Here is a 13,486-nt window from a genome sequence, read left to right on the forward strand (position 1 = left end):
GTTTTCTCAGGTTGTGGCTTGGGTCGATCTATAAGGTTTTCAATGCCTTAGTGGGATCGACCCAAGTTGCAGCGACAGTGGCCGGTGTTGGGGATGACCAGCAGGTGCGAACAGCCGATCGCCGCCGCCATCGCGCGATGACCGGCGGCGGGCGTGATCTGGTCGTTCTCGCCGACAATGACCACCAGCGGCACGCGCAGGGCCTTCAGCGCCGCCTCGCCGTCCTCGCGCTCCAGGCTGTTCTGGCGCAGGAAGACCTCACGGCCCAGGCGCTGGGTCATGTCGACGATGCGGCCGGTCAGGTCGGCGTCGTCCAGGCGCGAGGCGTCGACATAGCTCTTCATGATCGCCTGGCCGATCCCCAGGAACGTCCCGCCCTTGGCGGCCGCCTTGTTCAGGGCCCGGCGCTGGGCGGCGCGCTCGGCCGTGTCGACGCGCATCGAGGTGTCCAGCAGGGCCAGCCGCTCGATGCGCTGGGGCGCGATCCGCGCGATCTCCTGGGCCACGTAGCCGCCCATCGAGAACCCGGCCAGGGCGAAGGTCGGCTCGGCCTTCTCCAGCACGCTTCGCGCCATGTCGCGGATCGTGGCGTAGGGCGTCAGGTCGGGGACCCACGGCCGGGCGACGTCGGAGAGGCCGCTGATCTGGTCCCGCCACAGCGCGGCGTCGTTGAGCAGGCCAGGCAGGAGGATCAACTGCGGGAGGGGAGCGGTCGTGTCGGTCATTGCCGTGCTCATAGCACCATAAAAAGCTCGGTCATTCCCGCCTGGAGATGAGGGAGCACACCGATACAAGCAAAGCCGGCCGCAGACGTCCGATAGCGGACCTGCCCATCGTCTGTTCGGGGTGGGAAAGAGACGTTAGCCTTCGTGCGGGAAGCAGGCTCGGCGACGTAATTCACTTGCTCCAGATGAGTTTGACACGCGGCCGCCCTTGGACGTCCAATACGTCCGAGACTTCAATCAGCTCAGCGTTGGGCGATGCCGCGTCGAGTTGAACCGCTATGTCGCCGTTTATGATCATCGCAGCCCGCGCGGGCAGTCGCATCACTCCTTTGGCATGATCTTCACCGCCGATCAGTGGGGAGGGTACGTATGCAATGTGATCGGCAAGTAGCAAGGGCCCGAGCCTCTCCTTTACCTCCTTCAGCACGACGTCATAGGGATCGCGCGCGCAGCGAAGGAACTCGCTTGCTAGGAACTCCGAGAACGATTCTGCCACTCTTGTTGCCGACATTGCGAGGGCATCAAGGACATACACAGACGTGGGACCAGTCTCAGTCAGCGAATAGGCATACTGATCGCCCCAGGCGGTTTCCGCAAAGCAGAGGTATTCGTCGCACCGCCCCTGCCATGCAAACTTCCAGCAATCTTGAGCGTTCCACGCGCTTATACCCGCGCGATCTCGCCCAAGCCCGAAGATGCGGAAATAGCCCCAATACGCCGTCGCACCATTGGCCTCCTCCAAGAAGGCGATGTGGTCCGGCGGAAGCGAAGCGCCCAACTCACTTCCAGCGGAAGCGAGCTCGGCCTGAGACAGCGGCGGGATAAACTGAACACCTTCAGTGTAACGGAGGGTTTCAAGCGTCGAGTTGCCCATAATGCGCAGGCTAGCTCAGGTTCCAAGGCGTCGCCATGCTTGGACTGCTACCGACGTGCGGACCTTCCCAACTTCAGCCATGGGTCGAGTGCGGAAACCTGGTCCGCGCCTGAAACCGGACCTCGGGCGCCGCGCCGAAAAGCGGGCGGGGCGAAGGTCCGACTAGGGTCGAAATTCGCCGCCGGCGCCTTGCCGGCAACCGGACCTTCAGGACCGTGGCGCAGCGAAAAAAGGGGCGCTCGGCGAGCGCCCCTTTCCGTCTCACTGACGTGAGCTCTAGCCTTACGCATCCACCATGTTCTTGGCGATCGCCGCCTCGCGCATGGTCTTCTGCAGCTTCTCGAACGCCCGGACCTCGATCTGGCGGACGCGTTCGCGGCTGACGCCGTACTGGGCGGCCAGTTCTTCCAGGGTGGTCGGGTCGTCCTTCAGGCGGCGCTCGGTCAGGATGTGACGCTCGCGGTCGGTCAGCTCGACCATCGCTTCTTCCAGAAGCGACATCCGCAGCGACTTCTCCTCGTTCTCGGCGACGACGGTCTCTTGCGACACCTGGTCGTCGTCGGCCAGCCAGTCCTGCCACTCGCTTTCGCCGTCGGCGCGCAGCGGCGCGTTCAGCGAGGCGTCGGGACCCGACAGGCGGCGGTTCATCGAGATGACCTCGCTGTCCAGCACGCCCAGCTTGGTGGCGATGGCGCTGACCTGGTCGGGACGCAGGTCGCCGTCCTGGAAGGCTTCGATCTGGCTCTTGGCCTTGCGCAGGTTGAAGAACAGCTTCTTCTGCGCGGCGGTCGTGCCCATCTTCACCAGCGACCACGAGCGCAGGATGTATTCCTGGATCGAGGCGCGGATCCACCACATGGCGTAGGTGGCCAGGCGGAAGCCCTTATCGGGCTCGAACTTCTTGACGGCCTGCATCAGGCCGACATTGCCTTCAGAGATCACCTCGCCGATCGGCAGGCCGTAGCCGCGATAGCCCATGGCGATCTTGGCCACGAGACGCAGGTGCGACGTGACCATCTTGTGGGCGGCTTCGGAGTCCTGATGCTCTTTCCAACGCTGGGCGAGCATGAACTCCTCGTCCTTGGGCAGCATCGGGAACTTGCGGATCTCGGTGAGGTATCGCGACAGGCCGCCGTCCGGCGACATCACCGATAGAGAATTCACGGCCATACTTTTCATATCCCCTTGCGTGCGGATCCGCTCGCCAATCGCGCGCGATCATCCCCCACACGAGGGACTAGATAGTTCGCGAAACGGCGGTTGGAAGAGTGGTAACGCATTTGTAATGTCCGAGTTGCCCGCTGGGATATTGTACGAATGCGGCGTCACTTTGATCGGGGGCGGGATTGGGCCAATCTCCGTCCATCGAGAGGGGAGTCGCGCCGCATGTTCCGTTTCATCTTCCGCATCCTGATCGCCGCCGCCGGCCTGTGGCTGGCCGCGCGCATCGTGCCCGGCGTCACGGCCGACGGCTGGAAGACCCTGCTGATCGCCGGCCTGCTGCTGGGGATCGTCAACGCCATCGTCCGGCCGGTGGTCACCGTCCTGACCTTCCCGCTGACCCTCCTGACCCTGGGCCTGTTCCTGCTGGTGGTGAACGCGGCGATGATCGGGCTGGTGGCCTGGTTCCTGGACGGTCTGGCGGTGAACGGCCTGTGGGCCGGGGTGCAGGCGGCCGTGGTGACGGGGATCGTCAGCTGGGTTGGCCAGGTGCTGCTGGGGGACGCCAGGAAGGAAATGGGCTGATCACGCCGTCCGGGGGCGCCCGCGGGCGCCGCGTTCGACGATCGGAGGAGCCGGTGGTCAAGCTCGCCCCGCCAGAGGATTTCCCGAGAGGATTTCCCGGCCCGGGATTTTCATGGATAACGGGCGCCGGGTTCAGGTCGCCAGTCAGAGTAGACGGGAACGGTAAACGGGCCCGCAAGCACTGTGACGTCGCCATGAAGTTTTCGCGAAATAACCCCGTTCAAGCGGGACCATTAGCACGCTGTTAGCCGAGGAAATGATCCCTCCCTCCGCGAGTGGAGGCGTTGCCATGTTCACCCTGCGGGATACCGTTTCTTCCCTGACCCCCGCGCGTCAGGACGATCTCGGCAAAGCCCTGTACGAACGGTTCCGTGAGGAGCCCGACACCCTGATCGTGCCCGTCGTCGACGCCGACGACCGCCCGATCGGCCTGGTCGAACGCAACGCCTTCTTCCTGCGCATGGCCGCCGAATACGGCCGCGCCCTCTACGCCAACCGTCCGATCTCGACGCTGATGGACAGCGAGCCGCTGGTCGTCGACGCCGACACGGCCCTGGCCGACTTCACCAGCGACAGCCTGTCGTACCGGGCGTCCGACCTGCTGCGCGGCTTCATCGTCACCGAGGGGGGCCGGTATCTCGGCGTTGGCACGGTGCTGGGTCTGCTGCAGGCCGCCAACGAGACCAACCGCCGGGGCGTGGCCGATCTGGCCGCCGCCAAGGCCGATGTCGAGCGCGCTGAAACCTTCATGACCGCCATTGTCGAGGCCATGCCCTCGATGGTGTTCGTCAAGCGCGCCGACGATCACAGCTATGTGCTGCTGAACCGCGCCGGCGAGAAAATGCTGGGCCGGCCCCGCGCCGAGGTGATCGGCAAGACCGACGCCGACTTCCACGACGCCGAGCTGGCGGCGCTCTATGTCGAGCGCGACCGCGAGGTCCTGGAGTCGGGCGAGGTCCGCGTGATCGAGGAAGACCACGTGCCGCGCAAGGACGGCGGCATGGCCATCCTCCGCACCAAGAAGATCGCCCTGCGCAACGCCGAGGGGCAGGCCGAATACCTGCTGGGCGTTTCGGAAGACATCGCCGAACGCAAGCGGGCCGAGGCCCAGATCGCGCGCCTGGCGCACTATGATCCGCTGACCGAGCTGCCCAACCGCGTGCTGTTCCAGCGACACCTGTCCGAGGCCCTGGCCCGCCGCGCCCGAAAGGGCGACCAGCTGGCCGTGCACTTCATCGACCTGGATCGCTTCAAGACCGTCAACGACACCCTGGGCCACCCGCTGGGCGACGAGCTGCTGCGCGTCGCCGCCGAACGGCTGCGTAGCTGCGTGCGCGAAGGCGACACCGTGGCCCGCCTGGGCGGCGACGAGTTCGCGGTGGTCCAGGCCGGCCTGTCCGACATGACCGGCGCCACGCGCCTGGCCGAGCGCATCGTCGAGGCGATGTCGGCGCCGTTCGACCTGCAGGGTCACCAGGTGGTGATCGGCGCCAGCGTCGGCGTCGCCGCCGCGCCGTCGGACGGCGAGGACGCCGACGAACTGCTGAAGAAGGCCGACATGGCCCTCTATCGCGCCAAGGCCGACGGTCGCGGCGCCTTCCACTTCTTCGAACGCGCCATGGACGAGCAGCTGCAGGCCCGCCGCGCGCTTGAGCTCGATCTGCGCCGGGCCCTGACGGCCGGCGAGTTCGAGCTCTACTATCAGCCGCTGTACAATCTGGGCGACGAGCGGGTGACGGGCTGCGAGGCTCTGCTGCGCTGGCGCCACCCCGACCGGGGCATGGTCTCGCCGGCCGACTTCATCCCGCTGGCCGAGGAGATCGGCCTGATCGTCCCGCTGGGCGATTGGGTGCTGCGCACGGCCTGCGCGGAAGCGGCCCGATGGCCCGATCACGTGCGCCTGGCGGTGAACCTGTCGCCGGCCCAGTTCCGCGACCGGGGCCTGGTGCGCACCGTCGTCTCGGCTCTGGCCGCCTCGGGCCTGCCGGCTGAGCGCCTGGAGCTGGAGATCACCGAGTCGGTGCTGCTGCAGGACAGCGCCGCCAACATGTCGATGCTGCACGACCTGAAGGCCCTGGGCGTGCGGATCTCGATGGACGACTTCGGCACGGGCTACAGCTCGCTCAGCTATCTGCGCAGCTTCCCGTTCGACAAGATCAAGATCGACCAGACCTTCGTCCGCGACATCCTGGAAGACAGCGACGCCATGGCCATCATCAAGGCCGTGCTGGACCTCGGCTCGTCGATGGGCATCGTCACCACGGCCGAGGGCGTCGAGACCCTGGAGCAGCTCAACGCCCTGCGCGGCCAGGGCTGCGCCGAGATCCAGGGCTATTTCATCAGCCGCCCGGCCCCGGCCAGCGAGATCGCCAAGCTGCTGGGGATCACCGAGACGAGCGCCAGCGCGGCGGCTGAAGCGGCCGCGGCCCCCGTTGTCACCTTCTCCCAGAGGGAGAAGGAGGGACCCGCGCCGCAGGCGTGGGGGGATGAGGGGTTACAGCGGCTCGGGACTTAGCCCGTCTTTCGCGGTCGACCGCCCAGCTTGCCATTCGCCCTTGCGGCCGCGGCCTTGCTGTCGGTCCGCGCGAGACCACCCTGCTGACCCATTCGGGCCGCCATCCAGGCCTTCGAGCCAAAGACGCCCTCGATCAGGGCGGGGATGTAGAGATCGGCGTCGATCGCCGGGAAGTGCAGCCCCGTGCCCGCGCCGACGATCTCGACCGTCTTCAGTTGGACGGTCGTCGCATCTTGCAGCGCCTGGGCGAGGTGTGGGGGAAAACTGAAGAAGGCGCCGTTCGCCAGGGCGATTTCCACGAGGCCTCGCGCGGAGTCATAACGCGCCGCCACGGCCTGGGGGCTTTGGGCCCGCGAAGCCTCGCCACGTCGCGTCGCCGCTTCGATCTCTTCATCGGTAATCGCCATGCACGCGTCTCCATTCCGTGCAGAGCAGATCGAGGTTGGCCTCGACCTGTTCGATGATTGGCGCCAGTTCCCGCGCCAGGAAGCCGTAGCTCTCCCGAATGGCGACGGGGCCATGCGAGAGCGGATCGTCATTGCAGTTCAGGAACAGAATTGCCGCCTGATCGGCTCCAACGACATGCACATGGCTCGGTCGATGGTCTTCCGAATAGATGACGACCCGTATCCTGCCGTAGCGCAGCAACGTGACCATGCGAGACTACCAAAAACCCAAGCGATTGGGAATTTTTGCGATAATCTCAACCTATGGATGTTTATATGTGCTGACAAGCGTCAGGCGTTAGGCCACCCGCCCCAGCGCCGCGCCCAGGTCGTCGACCATTTCCGGCGTCGTCGCCCACGAGCACATGAAGCGCACGGTCCCGTCCAGGAAGCGATAGACGAACCAGCCTTCGCCGCGCAGGCGCTCCAGGGTGGGGTCGTCCATCTCGACGAAGACGCCGTTGGCCTCGACCGGGTGCTTGATCGGAAACGGCATCAGGTCGGCCAGCTTGCGGGCCATGGCGTTGGCGTGGGCGGCGCGAGCGGCCCAGGGACCGGTGGAGCCGTCCTCGCCCAGCAGGCCCAGCCACGGGGCGGCCAGGAAGCGGCCCTTGGACACCAGCTGGCCGGCGTGCTTGAGGCGCGCGTCCAGGCGTCGGGCGTGATCGGGGTTGAGGAACACCACGGCCTCGGTCGGGGTCGAGCCGGCCTTGGTGCCGCCCATCACCAGGATATCGACGCCCATCCTGGCCACGCTCTTCAGGTCGAAGCCGGCGGCCACGGCGTTGGCCAGGCGGGCGCCGTCCAGGTGGACGCCATAGCCCTTGGCCTTCACCGGGGCGATCAGCGCCCGCAGATGCGCCTCCGAATAGACCGTGCCGTATTCGGTGGCGGTGGTCAGGGACAGGGCGTTGGCGGGCTGGTTGTACGAGACCTCGGGCCGCGCCAGGGCCGCCTCGAGACCCGCCAGCGCGATCTTGCCCGAGGCGCCCGGCAGGCCGATCAGTCCGCCGCCCTGGCTGAAGAAGCCCGGGGCGCCGGTCTCGTCGGTGCAGATGTGAGCGTGCTCGTGGGCCAGCACCGCTTCGTGCGGGGCGGCCAGCAGGGTCAGGGCGAAGGCGTTGGCCGCCGTGCCCGAGGCCGTGAACCTGACCTCGGCGTCGGCGTCCAGCAGGGCGCGGATACGGTCGCCGGCGGCCTTGCTGATGTGGTCGGTCCCGTAGCCCGAGGCCGTCCCGGCATTGGCGGCGACCAGGGCCTCCATCACCTCGGGCATGGCGCCGGCGACGTTGTCGGAGGCGAAATCGTAGCGGTGGCTTGTCATGTCCTCTGGATAGAGGCGCTCGCGGGCTCCGGGCAAGCGGAACCCGCGCGGCGGGCGATCGACCTACTGGGCCGCCGCCAAGGCCTGGTTCAGGTCGGCCAGGATGTCGTCGATGTGCTCCAGGCCGATCGACAGGCGCACATAGCCGTCGGACACCCCCGTCGCCGCCTGCTCCTCGGCGCTGAGCTGCGAGTGGGTGGTCGAGGCCGGGTGGATCGCCAGGCTGCGCGCGTCGCCGATATTGGCCACGTGGTAGAACAATTTCAGCGCGTCGATGAACTTGCGGCCCGCCTCGCGTCCGCCGGCCAGCTCGAAGCCGACGAGGCCGCCATAGCCGCCCGACAGATAGCGGTCGGCGCGCTCGCGCTGGAGGCCGGTCTGAACGCTGGGGTGGATCACGCGCGTCACGCCCGGCGTCTGGGAAAGCGCCTGGGCCACGGCGGCGGCGTTCTCGCTATGGCGGGTGATGCGCAGCGGCAGGGTCTCCAGCCCTTGCAGGATCTGGAAGGCGTTGAACGGCGACAGGGCCGCGCCCAGGTCGCGCAGCAGCACCGTGCGGGCGCGCAGGACATAGGCGATCGGACCCAGCGGCTTGGCGGCCTCCGACCACACCGCGCCGTGATAGCTGGGGTCGGGCGTGTTCAGGGTCGGGCTGCGCTCGGGATGGGCCGTCCAGTCGAAATTGCCGCCGTCGATGATGACGCCGCCGATCGAGGTGCCGTGGCCGCCGATATATTTGGTGGTCGAATAGACGACGATCGCCGCGCCGTGCTCCAGCGGTCGGGCCAGCAGCGGGGCGGCGGTGTTGTCGACGATCAGGGGGACGCCCAGCTCGCGGCCGATCTGCGCCACCTCGGCGATCGGGAAGACGGTCAGTTTCGGGTTGGGCAGGGTCTCGGCGTAGTAGGCGCGGGTGCGTTCGTCGGTGGCGCGGGCGAAGGCCTGCGGGTCCTGCGGATCGACGAAGCGGACCTCGATCCCCTGGTCGCGCAGGGTGTTGGCGAACAGGTTCCAGGTGCCGCCATAGAGGTCGGTCGAGCTGACGATGTTGTCGCCGGCCCGGGCCAGGTTCTGGATCGCCAGGGCCGAGGCCGCCTGGCCCGAAGCGACGGCCAGGGCCGCGGCGCCGCCTTCAAGAGCCGCCAGACGCTGCTCCAGGATGTCGGTCGTGGGGTTGCCCAGCCGCGTATAGATATTGCCGAGCTTGCGCAGGGCGAACAGGTCGGCCGCGTGCTCGGCGCTTTCGAACTGGTACGAGGTCGTCTGGTAGATCGGCGGGGCCACGGCCCCCGTGGCGGGATCGGCGCGCCAGCCGGCGTGCAGAGCCAGGGTTTCGGGGTGGAGCTTGCGGTCGGACATCGGCGTTTCCTCGTACTTGTAATCCAGGCGACGACGGGCGCGACCTTAGCCGCGCGGGAGCGGGCGAAGTGGTCGGATATTCTCGCCGACGGGTCAGAAAATCTTCAGGTCGCGCGCGCGCCTATAAGCTCCGCGCCCAGGCCCGCACGTCGTCGACGAACAGCCCCGGCTCCTCCATCGCCGCGAAGTGGCCGCCGCGCGGTTGGTCGGTCCAGCGGGTGATGTTGTAGGCGCGGTCGGCCCACGAGCGCGGCGGGGGCTTGTAGATGCTCTCGCCGGGGAAGTTGGCGAAGGCGGTGGGCGTCTCGCAGCGCTGGCCCTGCGCCAGGACGGGGCCGCCTTCCTCCAGCATCCCGCGATAGTACCAGGCGCCGGTCGTGAACCCGCCGGTCATCACATAGAGCATCAGGTTGGTCAGCAGCTGGTCGCGCGTGAACACCCGCTCGAACGGCTTGGTCGACAGGTCGGCCCAGTCGTGGAAGCGCTCCAGGATCCAGGCGGCCTGGCCGACGGGGTTGTTGGCCCCCAGCCAGGCGACGGACTGCGGCTTGCTCGCTTGCAAGCGAAAATAGGCGCCGTAGGCGTCCATCTGGGCGCCGAAGTCGGTGATCCAGGCGATCTCCTCTGGCGTCGTCGGCGGTCCGGCTGGGCGCAGGCCGATCATGTTGAGGTGGATGGCCTTCACATGCGCGGCGTGGTCCAGGCCCAGCCACGAGGTGACGAGGCCGCCCCAGTCGCCGCCCTGGGCGAGATAGGTCGGGTAGCCGAGGACCTGCGTCATCAGCGTGTCGAAGATCCGCGCCGTGGCGCGCTGGCCGAGCGGGCGCTTGGGCTTTCCCGAAAATCCGAAGCCCGGCAGCGACGGGATGACGAGATCGAAGGCGTCGGCCGGATCGCCGCCGTGGCGCGAGGGGAAGGCCAGGGGCTCTATGGCGTCCCAGAACTCGAAGTGACTGCCCGGCCAGCCGTGGCTGATCAGCAGCGGCCGCTTGCCCTTCGCCTCGCCGACCACGTGGACGAAGTGGATGTCGAGATCCTCGATCGTCGCGGTGAACTGCGGGAAACGGTTGAGGTTGGCCTGCGCCGCCGCGACGTCGAAGCCGTCGGTCCAGTAGGCGCAGAGCGCTTTCAGGAAATCCGCGTCACAGCCATAGCCCCAGCCGCCGCCTTCCGGCGCCGGCGGGAACTCATAGGCGCGAACCTGGGCGAGGACCTTGTCGATGGCCTCGCGGGTCCAGTTCACCTCGAACGGCGTCATGGCGGCCTCCCTGTTTTGAGGCAGGGTCAGGCGGGTGACGCGGGGGAGGTCAAGTATCCCAACCCCCGTTTCCCCGGCGAAGGCCGGGGCCCAGATTCATCCGGAGCAGTTTGGCATGATGCGCCGACGATCGTTGCCCGGCCCACCGAGACTCGTGAGTTCGATCTGGACCCCGGCCTTCGCCGGGGAGACGGGTATGGGTATCAGGCCGCCGCCAGGAACTTCATCCGCACCTTCGGCCACAGCATGTTCACCGCCAGGCCCGTCAGCACCAGCGCCGCGGCGATCAGCTTCCAGGCCGGCAGGCCCTCGCCCAGCACCAGGGCCGAAGCGCTCATGCCGAACACCGGCACCAGCAGGGCCATCGGGGTCACCGTCGCGGCCGGGTGCCGGGCCAGCAGCCAGCCCCAGGCGGCATAGCCGAACATGGTGTTGCCCACGGCCTGCCAGGCCACGGCGAGCCAGGTTCCGAGGCTGGCGCTGGTCACGCCCTGAACGATGGCCGGCCAGCCTTCCAGCCACAGCGACATGGCGAACAGCGGCGGGATCGAGAACAGGCTGGCCCAGACGACGTAGCCCAGCATGTTCACCGGCCCGGCCTGGCGCGCGACGATGTTGCCGCCCGACCAGCTGAGCGCGGCCAGCAGGCCCAGCATCACGCCCAGCGGCGTGGCCGCCCCGCCGCCGTGGGCGGCGATCACCACGATGCCGGCGACGGCCAGCAGCAGGGCCGCGACCTGGAAGCCCTGGATCCGCTCCTTGCTGATCCACATGGCCATGCCGATGGTGAAGAACACCTGGGTCTGCAGGATCAGCGAGGCCAGGCCCGGCGAGATGTGGCCCTTCATGGCCACGAACAGCAGGCCGAACTGCCCCGCCCCGATCAGCAGGCCATAGGCCGCGAGGTTTTTCCACGACACCGCCGGCCGCTTGACGATGAACACCATCGGAACCAGCACCATGCAGAAGCGCAAGGTGGCGAACAGCAGCGGCGGCAGATGGTTCAGGCCGATGCGAATGACCACGAAATTGGTGCCCCACACCGCCACCACGGCCAGGGCCAGCAGGAAGTGGCGCAAGGGCAGGGGCGTGGCGGTCATGGCGGTTCCAATCGCGAGCTGGACTGGTCCCGACCTGAACCCTCGCGCCACGCGTCGCAACGGAAACATTGTCCCCGTGACAATCGCACCGCTCCTGAGCGCGCCGCCGTGTCGCCCCGTGGCGGCGGGTGATCTGAGGTCAAACGTGTGTTTGACTTGCCGCGCGGCCTCCCGCTAACTCCGGTCAAATGAAGCTGGGAGGCTACGCATGGCCTGGGATTTCGTCGTCGCCAAGAGCGACCTGCGCCGCACGGAATTCCGTGACGCCGCGCCCGCGCCGCTGAACGATGGCGAGGTGCGGCTGGCGATCGAGAGCTTCGCCCTGACGGCCAACAACATCACCTACGCCGTGTTCGGCGAGGCGATGAAGTACTGGGACTTCTTCCCCGGCCCGGACGGCTTCGGCCGGGTGCCGGTCTGGGGTCACGCCCGGGTCGAGGCCTCGGCCCACCCGGACATCGCGGTCGGTCAGAGGTTCTATGGCTACTGGCCGATGTCGACGCATCTGACGGTGCTGGCCAAGCCGGGCAAGACCGGCTTCACCGACGTGGCGCCGCACCGCCAGCATCTGGCGGTGGTCTACAACCAGTATCAGGCGGTGGGCGAGGACGATGGTCTGGAGGCGCACAAGGCGCTGTTGCAGCCGCTGTTCACCACCGCGTTCCTGATCGACGACCAGTTCGACGAGCACGGCTTCTACGGCGCGGCCAGCGTGATCCTGTCCAGCGCCTCGTCCAAGACGGCGATCGGCCTGGCGGCGCTGCTGAAGCGGCGCGGCGGGGTCAAGGTCGTGGGCCTGACCTCCCCACGCAACAAGGCCTTCGTCGAAGGGCTGGGGTTCTACGATCAGGTCGTGCTGTACGACGACCTGGCGACGGCGCCGATCGAGGGACCGGCGGCCTTCGTCGACTTCGCGGGCGATGCGGCGGTGCTGGCGAGCGTTCACAACCGGTTCGCCGATGCGCTGAAGGCCTCGATCCTGGTCGGCGGCACCCACTGGCAGGCGCCCAAGACAGGCGGCGGGGCGTTGCCCGGCCCGACGCCGGCCTTCTTCTTCGCCCCGGACCGCATCGCCAAGCGGCGGCAGGACTGGGCGCCGGGGGAATTCGAGCGACGCTATGGCGCGGCGTGGAGCGGGTTCGTGGCCGATGCGCCGCGGTGGCTGAAGGTGGAGACCGGACAGGGCCGCGAGGCCGTCCAGGCGGCGTACCTGGCGCAGGTGGACGGCGGGACGCCGGCGGATGTGGGCGTGGTCCTGCGGCCTTAGGAGGCGCGCGGGGGGCTCTCCTCCCCATTAGGGGGAGGTGGATCGATGCGAATACGCATCGAGACGGAGGGAGTCCGCGAAGCGGTGGCGCGCTCGCCGCGGCTGACCCCCTCCACCGCCGTTCGGCGGTCCCCCTCCCCCAAGAGGGGGAGGAGAGGATAATCCCTAAGCCGCGACCCGTCCCTCATCCTCCAGGCTCAACCCCAGCCGCTCCCGCAAAGCCAGCGCCCCCTCGGCCGTCACCCTGACCGCGCGCCCCTTGGCCTCCAGCGCCAGCCAGCCGCGCGCCGTCATCGCCGCCAGCAGCTTCACCCCCAGCGGTCCGGCCAGGTGATGCCGCCGCTCGGTCCAGTCCAGGCATTGGCGGGCGACGCCGCGCGGCGAGCGCAGGGCGTCCACGGCGACGCCCAGGTCCTCGAACCAGCGTCGCCCTTCGGCCGTGACGTCGTAGAGTTTTCCATCCGCCGGTCGGATCAGGTCGCGGTCGACCAGCGCTTCGCAGACCTTCACGCCCAGACGCCCCGCCAGATGGCCGTAGCAGCACCGCGCGTCCCGCAGCGCCCGGGCCTTGGGCGAGCGCGGGATCTCCAGGGAGCGCACCGGCGCGGCCAGCACCGACAGCGCCTCGATCGCGTGGGCCACCTCGGCGCTGGCCAGCCTGTAGTACCGATGCCGGCCCTCGCGCTCGACCGCCAGCAGGCCGCCGTCGACCAGCTTGGAGAGGTGATTGCTGGCCGCCTGGGCGGTGACGCCGGCGGCCCAGGCCAGGGCGCTGGCGGGTTGGGCGCGGCCGTCCTGCAGGGCCTGCAGCATGGCCGCGCGGGTCGGGTCGCCGATCAGGGCGGCGGGGGAGGCGATGTTGGCGTCCATGA

At 68.1% G+C, this 13,486-nt stretch carries 14 protein-coding genes; 3 read left to right on the forward strand and 11 right to left on the reverse strand.

Annotation, left to right across the window (positions count from 1 at the left end; all coding sequences use genetic code 11):
* Window positions 1-47 precede the first annotated feature (47 nt).
* The 4 genes from AC1RNC_RS00005 to AC1RNC_RS00020 all read right to left on the reverse strand — a co-directional run bounded on the left by AC1RNC_RS00005 (window position 48) and on the right by AC1RNC_RS00020 (window position 2,879).
* Window positions 48-725, reverse strand: coding sequence for an alpha/beta fold hydrolase (locus tag AC1RNC_RS00005; protein WP_492882645.1), 678 nt, complete (start codon window positions 723-725; stop codon window positions 48-50).
* 172 nt (window positions 726-897) lie between these two features.
* Window positions 898-1,599, reverse strand: a complete 702-nt coding sequence (locus AC1RNC_RS00010) for an SMI1/KNR4 family protein (protein WP_492882647.1) — start codon at window positions 1,597-1,599, stop codon at window positions 898-900.
* Between the two features lie 282 nt (window positions 1,600-1,881).
* The gene (gene rpoH, locus AC1RNC_RS00015) at window positions 1,882-2,778 is read right to left on the reverse strand and encodes an RNA polymerase sigma factor RpoH (RefSeq protein ID WP_492882649.1); all 897 of its coding nucleotides are present in this window, start codon (window positions 2,776-2,778) and stop codon (window positions 1,882-1,884) included.
* Window positions 2,775-2,879, reverse strand: coding sequence for a hypothetical protein (locus AC1RNC_RS00020; protein WP_125155962.1), 105 nt, complete (start codon window positions 2,877-2,879; stop codon window positions 2,775-2,777). The genes rpoH and AC1RNC_RS00020 overlap by 4 nt, the downstream gene beginning before the upstream one ends.
* 106 nt (window positions 2,880-2,985) lie before the next feature.
* Here AC1RNC_RS00020 and AC1RNC_RS00025 point away from each other — a divergent pair, with 106 nt between their 5' ends.
* Window positions 2,986-3,345, forward strand: a complete 360-nt coding sequence (locus AC1RNC_RS00025) for a phage holin family protein (protein ID WP_492882651.1) — start codon at window positions 2,986-2,988, stop codon at window positions 3,343-3,345.
* Window positions 3,346-3,634: 289 nt separating this feature from the next.
* Complete coding sequence (locus tag AC1RNC_RS00030) at window positions 3,635-5,860, forward strand: putative bifunctional diguanylate cyclase/phosphodiesterase (protein WP_492882653.1); 2,226 nt, start codon at window positions 3,635-3,637, stop codon at window positions 5,858-5,860.
* Here AC1RNC_RS00030 and AC1RNC_RS00035 read toward each other — a convergent pair.
* The 6 genes from AC1RNC_RS00035 to AC1RNC_RS00060 form a co-directional block, all read right to left on the reverse strand.
* Window positions 5,857-6,267 (reverse strand): DUF2442 domain-containing protein, encoded by a 411-nt coding sequence (locus tag AC1RNC_RS00035; RefSeq protein WP_492882655.1) that lies wholly within the window; start codon window positions 6,265-6,267, stop codon window positions 5,857-5,859. The genes AC1RNC_RS00030 and AC1RNC_RS00035 overlap by 4 nt on opposite strands.
* Window positions 6,251-6,517 carry a DUF4160 domain-containing protein gene (locus AC1RNC_RS00040; RefSeq protein WP_492882657.1) on the reverse strand — a complete coding sequence of 89 codons (267 nt, stop codon included), beginning with the start codon at window positions 6,515-6,517 and terminating at the stop codon, window positions 6,251-6,253. The genes AC1RNC_RS00035 and AC1RNC_RS00040 overlap by 17 nt, the downstream gene beginning before the upstream one ends.
* A gap of 87 nt (window positions 6,518-6,604) precedes the next feature.
* A complete protein-coding gene (locus AC1RNC_RS00045; RefSeq protein WP_492882659.1) occupies window positions 6,605-7,630 on the reverse strand; it encodes a beta-eliminating lyase-related protein in 1,026 nt (341 codons plus the stop codon).
* 63 nt (window positions 7,631-7,693) lie between these two features.
* On the reverse strand, window positions 7,694-8,989 hold the full coding sequence (locus AC1RNC_RS00050) for an O-acetylhomoserine aminocarboxypropyltransferase/cysteine synthase family protein (protein ID WP_492882660.1): 1,296 nt from the start codon (window positions 8,987-8,989) through the stop codon (window positions 7,694-7,696).
* 121 nt (window positions 8,990-9,110) lie between these two features.
* Window positions 9,111-10,247, reverse strand: a complete 1,137-nt coding sequence (locus AC1RNC_RS00055) for an epoxide hydrolase family protein (RefSeq protein ID WP_492882662.1) — start codon at window positions 10,245-10,247, stop codon at window positions 9,111-9,113.
* A gap of 203 nt (window positions 10,248-10,450) precedes the next feature.
* The gene (locus tag AC1RNC_RS00060; protein WP_492882664.1) at window positions 10,451-11,347 is read right to left on the reverse strand and encodes an EamA family transporter; all 897 of its coding nucleotides are present in this window, start codon (window positions 11,345-11,347) and stop codon (window positions 10,451-10,453) included.
* 208 nt (window positions 11,348-11,555) lie between these two features.
* On the opposite strand from AC1RNC_RS00060, the gene AC1RNC_RS00065 reads away from it, so the two are divergent.
* Window positions 11,556-12,614, forward strand: a complete 1,059-nt coding sequence (locus AC1RNC_RS00065; RefSeq protein WP_492882666.1) for a DUF2855 family protein — start codon at window positions 11,556-11,558, stop codon at window positions 12,612-12,614.
* Window positions 12,615-12,779: 165 nt separating this feature from the next.
* Here AC1RNC_RS00065 and AC1RNC_RS00070 read toward each other — a convergent pair whose 3' ends face one another.
* Window positions 12,780-13,484, reverse strand: coding sequence for an ArsR/SmtB family transcription factor (locus AC1RNC_RS00070; protein ID WP_492882668.1), 705 nt, complete (start codon window positions 13,482-13,484; stop codon window positions 12,780-12,782).
* Between the last annotated feature and the right edge of the window lie 2 nt (window positions 13,485-13,486).

Source organism: Caulobacter sp. GW822-FHT01G02, assembly GCF_058802865.1.